The organism is Paenibacillus cisolokensis (assembly GCF_018403665.1).
GTDB classification, from domain to species: Bacteria; Bacillota; Bacilli; order Paenibacillales; family Paenibacillaceae; genus Paenibacillus_AH; species Paenibacillus_AH cisolokensis.
On the sequence record NZ_BOVJ01000169.1, the window covers coordinates 1 to 9,666 of the forward strand.

7 protein-coding genes and 2 pseudogenes are annotated in these 9,666 nt (G+C 57.3%); 2 read left to right on the top strand and 7 right to left on the bottom strand.

Features of this window, described 5'->3' with window-relative positions:
- Positions 1 to 317 precede the first annotated feature (317 nt).
- A complete protein-coding gene (locus tag PACILC2_RS21535; RefSeq protein ID WP_213530776.1) occupies positions 318 to 539 on the bottom strand; it encodes a hypothetical protein in 222 nt (73 codons plus the stop codon).
- Between the two features lie 479 nt (positions 540 to 1,018).
- On the opposite strand from PACILC2_RS21535, the pseudogene PACILC2_RS21540 reads away from it, so the two are divergent.
- Together PACILC2_RS21540 and PACILC2_RS21545 are read left to right on the top strand one after the other, a co-directional pair.
- Positions 1,019 to 1,782, top strand: a pseudogene (locus PACILC2_RS21540) (ABC transporter ATP-binding protein).
- A gap of 60 nt (positions 1,783 to 1,842) precedes the next feature.
- Entirely contained in the window at positions 1,843 to 3,642 is a 1,800-nt protein-coding gene (locus PACILC2_RS21545; RefSeq protein WP_213530772.1) for an FtsX-like permease family protein, read from the top strand.
- A gap of 93 nt (positions 3,643 to 3,735) precedes the next feature.
- Here the strand turns inward: PACILC2_RS21545 and PACILC2_RS21550 are convergent, their stop codons facing one another.
- From PACILC2_RS21550 to PACILC2_RS21570, 6 genes and pseudogenes are all read right to left on the bottom strand, one after another.
- Positions 3,736 to 4,710 carry an ABC transporter permease gene (locus PACILC2_RS21550; RefSeq protein WP_062493644.1) on the bottom strand — a complete coding sequence of 325 codons (975 nt, stop codon included), beginning with the start codon at positions 4,708 to 4,710 and terminating at the stop codon, positions 3,736 to 3,738.
- A complete protein-coding gene (locus PACILC2_RS21555; protein WP_244863715.1) occupies positions 4,691 to 5,884 on the bottom strand; it encodes a sugar ABC transporter ATP-binding protein in 1,194 nt (397 codons plus the stop codon). Before PACILC2_RS21555 ends, PACILC2_RS21550 begins: the two co-directional genes overlap by 20 nt.
- Positions 5,881 to 6,189, bottom strand: a complete 309-nt coding sequence (locus PACILC2_RS27420) for an ATP-binding cassette domain-containing protein (RefSeq protein WP_244863716.1) — start codon at positions 6,187 to 6,189, stop codon at positions 5,881 to 5,883. Before PACILC2_RS27420 ends, PACILC2_RS21555 begins: the two co-directional genes overlap by 4 nt.
- Positions 6,190 to 6,254: 65 nt before the next feature.
- A pseudogene (locus tag PACILC2_RS21560) lies at positions 6,255 to 7,417 on the bottom strand (levoglucosan dehydrogenase).
- Between the two features lie 53 nt (positions 7,418 to 7,470).
- On the bottom strand, positions 7,471 to 8,679 hold the full coding sequence (locus PACILC2_RS21565; RefSeq protein ID WP_062493650.1) for a substrate-binding domain-containing protein: 1,209 nt from the start codon (positions 8,677 to 8,679) through the stop codon (positions 7,471 to 7,473).
- Positions 8,680 to 8,714: 35 nt separating this feature from the next.
- Positions 8,715 to 9,521 (bottom strand): sugar phosphate isomerase/epimerase family protein, encoded by an 807-nt coding sequence (locus PACILC2_RS21570; RefSeq protein ID WP_213530774.1) that lies wholly within the window; start codon positions 9,519 to 9,521, stop codon positions 8,715 to 8,717.
- Positions 9,522 to 9,666: the final 145 nt, after the last annotated feature.

The following is a 9,666-nucleotide window of genomic DNA, read 5'->3' on the forward strand; positions in this document are numbered from 1 at the left end:
TTGATCACTTCCGCCTTACATGTCGCTTGGAGGCCAAAAATACTGTATTATCGCAGGAATTTGAGCGTCCGAGCTGTCAATAGGGGGAAAAAGCTGCACTTTTGCAGTATTGGTTTTGAGCCGGAGAAACTTCACGAATACTCCCTCGCACACTATGCTAACAAATGGGCCATGAACATTAGGGACAGCCACTTTGTTTCGGCTCACTGTACGTTCGGGTCGTCCGGTGCGTCCCGTGCGTTCGATGCGGCCGGTGCGCCTGGTGCGTCTGTGCGTTCGGATCATCCGATGTGTCCGGTATGTTCGGCGCGTTCGGCTCACCGTACGTTCGGGTCGTACGATGTGTCCGGTATGTCCGGCGCGTTCGGCTCACTTACGTTCGGGTCGTCCGGCGCGTCCGGTGAGTCCGGTGCGGCTGGCGCTTCCGCGCATGTAAAGCATGTGAGCCGTCCGCCTTCATCGAGTCTGCCGTTCAGAAATCCGTCCTCGCAGTAAATTTCTTTGCGGCAGACCTCGCATTCCCCCACGAGTTCCCTCATATTCCATCCACACCTCCTAACTGGCGAATAGAATTTATTACGAACGAATGCGGTTTATTTCGAGTGATACAGTTTACCTCGAGCGTACACGGCTTACTTCGAGCGAACACGCCTTACTCCGAATGAACACGCCTTACTTCGAGCGCACACGGCTTACTTCGAGCGAACACGGCTTACTTCGAGTGAACACGCCTTACTTCGAGCGAACACGCCTTACTTCGAACGAACACGGCTTACCTCGGGCGTACACGCCTTACTTCGAACGAACACGGCTTACTTCGAGCGATCACGGCTACCTCGAGCGCACACGGCTTACTTCGAGCGAACACGGCTTACCTCCAAGCGAAATAACGGTTTAACGTTCCTTGCAAAATTGAAAGGTTTCTGTAAGCCGGTTCGATGGCTCGTATCCTTCCGAACAGGTACATTATAAGCAAACGGTCCGTAAACCGAAAGCTAGAAGGAGCGTGTATCGAACCATGCTGGAAGTACGAAACGTATCCAAAGTCTATGAAGGCAAAATCGCGTATCAGGCGCTGTCCAATTTGAGCCTGACGGTGCCGAAAGAACAGTTCGTCGGCATTATGGGACCGTCGGGAAGCGGCAAAACGACCTTGCTGAACGTCGTCTCCACGATCGACAAGCCCACTTCCGGGCAAGTGATCATCGACGGGAAGGAGACGAACCGGATGAACAAGCGGCAGCTCGCGCTCTTCCGGCGGCGGGAGCTCGGATTCGTCTTTCAGGACTTCAATCTGCTGCAAACGTTGACGGTCAAGGAAAATATTATATTCCCGCTGACGCTCGACAACGTCAGTGTTAAGGAGCAGGACGCAAGAGTGCACCGGATTGCGGAGAAGCTCGGCATCGCCCATATTTTGAACAAGCGGACCTATGAAATATCGGGCGGCCAAAGTCAGCGCACCGCGATCGCGCGGGCCATTATTCACGATCCGAAGCTTATATTGGCCGACGAGCCGACAGGCAACCTCGATTCGAAAGCGGCGAAGGACGTGCTGGAGACGCTGCAGATGCTGAACCGCGAAGAAGGAGCGACGATGATGATGGTTACCCATGACCCGCAAGCGGCCAGCTATTGCGACCGTGTCATTTTCATCAAGGACGGGGCGCTTTATCGGGAGCTGCGGAAGTCGGGCAGCCGGCAAATGTTTTCCAGGAAATTATGGGCGTATTGTCCGCCATTGGGGGGACGGAAGATGAATTTTCGGCAATTCGCGGTTAAAAACGTCTTCCGCAACATGCGTCTGTATGCCGCCTATTTTTCAGCTGCGCATTCTCGGTCATGATATTTTTCGTCTACTCGATGCTGGCCTTCCATCCGCAGCTCGACTTTTCCGGGCAAGGCAATTGGGGTAAAGGCGCGCAGACGAGCATGGACGTTTCGCAGTATATTATTTATATCTTTACGTTCTTCTTTATTTTGTATTCGATGAGCGCCTTTTTGAAATCGCGCAAGAAGGAATTCGGCATCGTCATGATGCTGGGAATGTCGGTCCTGCAATTGAGGCGGCTCGTCTTTCTGGAAAATGTCGTAATCGGACTGGCCTCGACGATTGCCGGCATCGGAACCGGGCTGCTGCTCTCCAAAGGGATGCTGATGCTCGGCACCTCCGTTCTGGCGCTGGAACAGCCTCTCGCCTTCTATTGGCCGGTCAGGGCGGCGTGGTTCACGTTCGCGGCGTTCGCGCTGCTGTTCGTTTTCATCTCGCTGTTCACGGCGGTCATTCTGCGCAGCGGCACATTGATCGATCTGCTGAAAGGTTCGGCCAAGCCGAAGCCGGAGCCGAAAGCTTCCGCCGGCCTGGCCATTCTTGCCGCCGCGCTGCTCGCAGCCGGATATATCGCCGCGTTCGTCGTCAAGGGCGTCGTCGTGATAATGGCGCTGCTGCCGGTTGCCCTCGTCGTAAGCGTCGGCACCTACTTCCTGTTCACGCAGCTCAGCGTCTACATCATTCACAAATTGAAGAACAGGCAATCGTTGTACCGCAGCAAGACGAATATGATTACACTGTCCGATCTGGCGTACCGGATGAAAGACAATGCCCGCATGTTTTTTCTGGTCGCGATTATTTCGACGGTCGCCTTCTGCGCCATCGGCACGCTGGTCGGCCTGAAATCGTTCTTGTCGGGTTTCGTGTCGGCATCGACCGCCGCCATGAAATACGAATCTTACGCCGGAAATAAAGAGCAGGAGCGGCATACGGCGCTGATCGAACGCGAACTGACGGAAGCCGGCATCGCCTACAAACCGTATGTCATCCGCAAAAAATATGCACTGGACGAAGAGAAAGTCCGGCGCTTCGCCCTCATTCCGGCGACGGATTACGAACGGCTGACGGGCGAGCGGGCGACGCTCGGCGAGCGGGAAGCGCTGCTGTTCTATTCCGAAAATGTGAATTTCGGAGAAGAGACGGGTCCAATGCCGGACAGCTTCCCGATGCGGGACGGCACTGTGCTCGACATCCGGGAAAACGCGGCAATGCCCGCATCATTGGCGCAAATCACGTATGCGGACGTGCTCGTCGTTCCCGACGCCGCGTACGAGGCGCAGCCGGCTTCGGACGACGATTCCATATCGTACGTTTACGACGTGGAGGATTGGCCGTCAACCCTGGCCGTAGCCAAGCGGTTGATGGAGCAACTGCAGCGGAACGGAGAACATCACAGCTTCATGGCGCGCGCCTACGAGCTGAACCAGCTCCATCAATCGTTCGGGCAAATATTGCTCACCGGCCTTTTCATCGGCGCCGTCTTCTTCGTCGCCGCCGGCAGCTTCCTGTATCTCCGCCTTTATGCCGATCTGGAGCACGATCGCGTCCAGTACCGCGCCATTACCAAGCTCGGTCTGACCGAAGGGGAGCTGTCGAAGATCGTATCGACGCAAATCGGGCTATTGTTCTTCGTGCCGATCGTCGTGGCGCTTATACACGGCGCGGTCGCACTCAACACGCTGCAAAATACGTTCAACGCGAATCTCGTCAAGGAATCGGCGCTCGTGCTCGGATCGTTCGCCGCGATTCAGATCGTCTACTTCCTGATCATTCGCGCCGGTTATGTGCGAAAGCTGAAAAACGTGCTGTGACGAGCGCGTTATGCGCCGCGGCAACACCGAAAACGGCCGGTTCGTTTCCGAACGCGGCCGTTTCCTTTTCATTAGCTTATGAAAATAGATTCGTCAGCGCTTCAGCGCTTTCTTGCCGAAGGCGACGGCGAGAATGATAATAAGCCCTTTGACGACATTTTGCTGGCTGACGTCCAGCCCCATAATGATGAGGCCGTTATTGATCATGCCGATCATCAAGGCGCCGATGACGGTGCCGACGACGGTTGCCGTTCCGCCGAACAGGCTCGTCCCGCCGAGAATGACGGCGGCAATGACCGACATTTCGTCGCCTTCGCCGAAGGTATACCGGCCGGAGCTCATTCTGCCGGCATACAGCATGCCGGCGAGCGCCGCCATCGTGCCGGAACCGACCATCACCCACAGCTTGATGTTGCTGACGTTAATGCCGGAAAACCGGGCCGCGTTCTCGTTGCCGCCCGTAGCCAGCGTTCTGCGCCCGTACCCTGTTTTGCGCAGCAGGTAATGGCCGATAACGGCGATCACCAGCATCCAGACGAGAAGAATCGGAACCGGTCCGATATTGCCGGAACCGAAGATGAACGTGAACGTCGTGTCGCGGATCGGCACCGGCGCGGTGTTCGTGATCCACATCGCGGCACCGCTCACAATGATCATCGTGCCGAGCGTCACCAGGAACGATGGGATCGCCAGCCGCGAGATCAAAAGTCCGTTGATCAGACCGATGACGACCCCCGTTCCGAGACCGGCCACGATGCCGCCGAGCAGGCCGAATCCGGACTCCATCGCCAGCGCGCAAGTGAGCGACGCGAGCGCGGCGATCGAGCCGACGGACAGATCGATTTGCGCCGCGCCGATGACGAACGTCATGGCGACGGCCATAATGGAGATGATGGCGGTTTGCCGTATAATATTAAGCAGATTGTTCGTCGTCAGAAACCCGTCGTCGTACAGCGTCGCGGCAAAAAAGACAAATACGACGGCAAACGCGATATAGACCATATACTTGCGCCAGTCGAAGCTGAGCGACTTCTGTTTTCCAACGATCTCAGATGTTTTGGATAGCATGCTGCAGCTCCTCCTCGTTGCGGATCTGTTGCCTTCTCAATTGTTTGCGCACTTCTCCCTGATGCATGACCAGCAGCCTGTCGCTGACGGCCAGCAGCTCGACCAGCTCGGACGAGATGACGATAACCGCTTTGCCCGAGTCCGCGAATTCGCGAATGATTTTGACGATCTCGGTCTTCGCCCCGATATCAACCCCGATGGTCGGTTCGTCGAGTATCAGAATATCCGGCTCGATCGCCAGCCATTTGGCAATCACGATTTTCTGCTGGTTCCCGCCGGACAGCAGCCCGCTCTTTTTGAAAATATTATCCGTCTTGATCGACAGCTTCCGTACGAATTGCTCCGCTCTGCGGTTGCCCTCCCGGTCATCCACAAATACCCCTTTTCGGAGCTTCGACAAAATCGTGACGAGAATGTTGTCCTTCACGCTGTGATCAAGCACGAGCCCCTGCGTCCGGCGGTCTTCGGGCACGAGCGCCACGCCGGCGGCCATGGCGTCGGAAGGATTGCGGATCTTCCGCTTCTCCCCGCGAATCCACACTTCCCCCGAATCGATCGGATCGATGCCGAAGAGAGCCCGTGCCAGCTCCGTCCGGCCGCTGCCCATCAAACCGGCGATTCCCAGTATTTCTCCGCGGCGCACCTCGAAGCTGACATTGCGCACTTTGGTTCCGGCGGTCAGGCGGTCGACCTTGAGCACCGGTTCGCCCGATGTGTCGTACGGGCGTTCCACCCACTCGAACGCTTCGCCGACCTGACTGCCCACGATATGCTCGATGACGGTATCCATCGTCAAGTTCGCGCAATCGTCGGTCAAGCTGTGCCTCCCGTCGCGCATAACGGTGATCCGGTCGCAAATGCGGAATATTTCGTCCATCCGGTGCGAAATATAAATGATCGCGATCCCCCGCTGCTTCAGCTTCGCGATCAGCTCGAACAAAAATTCCGTCTCGTTCTTCGTCAGCGACGACGTCGGTTCGTCCATAATCAGGATGCTGGTGTCATAGGACAGCGCCTTGGCGATTTCCGTCAGCTGCCAGTAGCCGACGCCGAGCTGTTCGACGGGCGTCTCCGGGTCAAGATCGACATTCAGTTCCGCCAGCAGCTCCTTCGCCCGTCTGACGCATGCCGCGTCGTCGATCAGCCCGAGCTTCGTCTTCGGTTCGCTGTTCAAAAAATGTTTTCTGCAACCGTCATCGTAGGAATCAAGCTGAATTCCTGGAAAATCATCGAGACGCCGTGCGCTTTGGCGTCGTTCGTATTCTGAATATGCGCCGCTTTCCCGCCGATCTCGATCGATCCGGCATCCATCTGGTAGACGCCGGTCAAAATTTTCATCAGCGTCGACTTGCCGGCCCCGTTGCCGCCCATCAGCGCATGAACTTCGCCGGACCGGAGCTCGAAATTGACGTTATGCAGCACTTGCACGCCGTTAAACGATTTCGAAATGTTCGACATGCGCAATATCGTTCGTGACATCACCATCACCCTTTATAAATTGGTGGAGCCGCCATAGGCGGCTCCTGACCCGGTACTGGCGCAATTTAACCGACTTTGACCCATTGCTGCTTCGCGGCCGATTCCAGAATCGCATCGGAAATTTGCGCGATGCGGTATCCGTCGCGGAAGTTCGGCGACACTTCGCTGTCTTCCGCGATCGCTTTGAAGAACTCGTACGTTTCGATAATCTTCGTCTCGCCGTAACCGATACCGAGAGCCGGAATCGGCCACAGACCGTCGCCGTACGGGTGTGCCGGACCGGTGTAGATCGTGCGGAATCCGCGGCGGTCTGCCGGATCGTTCGCGAAGAAAACCTGAAGCTCGTCGCGATTTTCATAATTGAAATAGAGCGAGCCGAGTGTACCGTGAATTTCAAAGGTGAGGAAGTTGTTGCGTCCCCAGCCGTTGCGCGTCGCCTCGATGCTGCCGACAGCCCCGTTCGAGAAGCGCAGCAGCGAGATGAACTCGTCATCCACATCAACCGGTTTTTTCTCGGCGTTCGCGCTTCCTTTTACCGTGCCGAGCTTGTCGACGCCGGAAGTCTGCACCGGCCGCTCGCGAATCCATGTCTTCGTCTCCGCCATCACTTCGTCGATCTCGCCGACCAGATAACGCGCATAATCGATCACATGCGTGCCGATGTCGCCAAGCGCGCCGGAGCCGGCGACCGCTTTCTGGAAGCGCCAGGACAGCGGCGAATTCGGATCGGCGGACCAGTCTTGCAGATACGTGCCGCGGAAATTGAGAATTTCGCCGATCGCGCCTTCTTCGATATATTTTTCGCCAGCGCGACAGCCGGCGTTCTGCGGTAGTTGAACGCGACCATATGCTTCACGCCCGCGGCTTCGACCGCATCCAGCATCGCTTTTGCTTCCGCGGCGTCGCGGGCCAGCGGTTTTTCGCAAATAATATGCTTGCCGGCCTTGGCTGCCGCGATCGCGATTTCGGCATGCGAATTGTTAGGCGTCACGATATCGATGACGTCGATGTCCGGATGCTCGACCACTTCGCGCCAATCCGCCGTGTAGAGCTCGAATCCGAGACGCTTCGCCGCTTCGGCGGCCGCTTCCTCCGTCACGTCCGCCACCATTTTGCGGACCGGAATGGCGGGAGCCGGCCAGAAAAACATCGGCATCGCCGCGAAGGACAAGGAGTGCGCCTTTCCCATAAATCCGGCGCCGATCATGCCAACATTCAATGTCTTCATCGTTTCATCGCCTGCTTTCTGTAAAAATTATGCGAAAAATTATGCGTAATCGTTTATTGCCCCGCCGCATCTTTCACGGCGTTCGGCGCTTCCTGCCTGTACACGAGCTGCCAGGCGTCAAGCACGTTGTCTTTCGTTACTTTCACGGCCGGAACCGCCACATACGGCGGCGTTTCCTTGCCGAGCGCCGCGTAACCGGCCAGAATCGCTTCCGCCACGCCCTGCTCGTACGGAAGCTGCGCGCCGAGCCCTTTAATGACGCCGTTCTTGGCAATCTCGATGGCGACGTTCGTGCCAAGGTCGATCGTGGTGATGGCCAGATCGTCGCGCCCTGCCGCGCGAACCGCCGCCAGCGCGCCTTCGGCCGGCACGTCCCATACGACAAAGAGGCCGTCCAGGTCCGGATTTTTCGTGAGCATCGCGGACGCCACTTTCTCGCCGTCGTTCGGGCCGGCGATGCCGCTCCGGTCAACGATTTCAATGTCCGGGTACTGCTCCTTGATCGTCTTCTCGAACGCTTCCGTCCGCTGTCTCGTCACGAAGTAGTCGGCATCGTGATAAATGACGCCGATCTTGCCTTTGCCGCCCAGCGCTTCCGCCATGACATGGGCCGCTTCGATGCCGTTGCCGTAGTTGTCGGCGGATACGACGCTGACGTAGTCCGTTCCGTGCTGCAATCCTTCCGGCGCGTTGTCCATAAATACCACCTTCGCGCCTGCTTGCGCGGCCTGCTTGTAAGCCGCCGCCGTCGATACCGGGTCGACCGGAATGCTGACGACGATGTCGGGGTTTTTGGCCATAACGGTCTCAAGATCGGATACTTGCTTCTCCGACTTGAACTGCGCGTCCGTCACCGCGACGACCTCGACGCCCATCTTCGCGAACGTGTCTTTCAGACCGGCAATTTGCGCGGTGGACCAGTCGTTGCCGGCATAGTGCATGGCGATCGCCGCCTTCAGCTTCATACCCTGGATCTGCTTCACTTCATCGGCCGTCAGCTGCAGCGACTTCGCCGATACGGCGGCCTCGCCGTGCGGCCCCGTGCTCAATATTTCCTGCTGCGGCAGCGCCTGATTCACCATAATCGGCTCGGCCACCGCCGGCGGCGCAGCGACGTTCGATTCGCCGTTCGCCGTATTGCCGGCGGCGTTGTTCGGCTCGCTGCCGCCTGCCGCATTATTGTTCGCGCCGCATGCCGACATCAGCGCGACGGCCAGCGCGGCGCTGACCAGAAAGACCGAACGTGAACGCTTCTTGTTCATGAAGATAACCCCCTGCTGGATGTATGGGTATATTTTTATAGAATGCCTTTCAAAAATTGCATGCTCGTCTCCGCGCCTTCCTTCGGATTCGGGAACGAATCCAGCTCCACCGTCAGCCATCCGTCGTATTGATGCGCTTTCAGCACGTCGAGCATCGCGGAAAATTTCTGGCTTCCCTGTCCGAGCGGCACGAACCGGCCGTTGCGGTAGTCTTTGAAATGCACATATTCGATCCGGTCGATATACGTGCGAATCGTTTCGAGCGGATCGCCGCCGCCCGCTTCAATATGGGCCGTGTCCGGACAGAGCTTCACGTCCGTTAGCTCCGTCAGCTTGCGCAGCTGCTCCGGCGCCTGGACAATCGTGCCGAGATGAGGATGGTAACTGGCCGTCAGCCCGTACTTCGCCGCCATTCGCGTCACTTCGTCCAGCCCCGCCGCGAGCCGCTTGTAATCGTCTTCGGTCGTGCCGTCATGCCGGATGGCTCCGCCTCCGGCCACCAAATGTTCGGCCCCGAGGCTTGCCGCCAGCCGCACGGTCCGCTCGATCCGGTACAGCTCGTCCTTCCAAATATCCGGGTAGATGAAATTTGCCCCCACATAAACGCCAATAAACTGCAGCCCGTGTTGCCGCATCAACGATTTGAACCGGTCGGGCTCGTTCTCGTACGCCATCAAATTTCCGTCGAACAGCTCGAATCCTTCGTATCCGGCCGCGGCAATATCCGCAAGCGCTTCTTCCGTCGAGCCGTTCGCCAAATAATACAAATCTTTTATCGACGTAACGCCGTTCGGATGACCGACGACACCGCCCCACGTATTCGTCTGATAGCCGAGCTTCATCCTGCATCCTCCTTGAATCGCAATATCCTGTCGCTGGTACAACCTCAGTATACTTGCCCGATTCGGCCGATTATAGACGATTAATTTAATGCAAAGGGATGAACTTTTTAGCGGAAGCCGGGCCGCATCTTGGAGCGGAAAATAA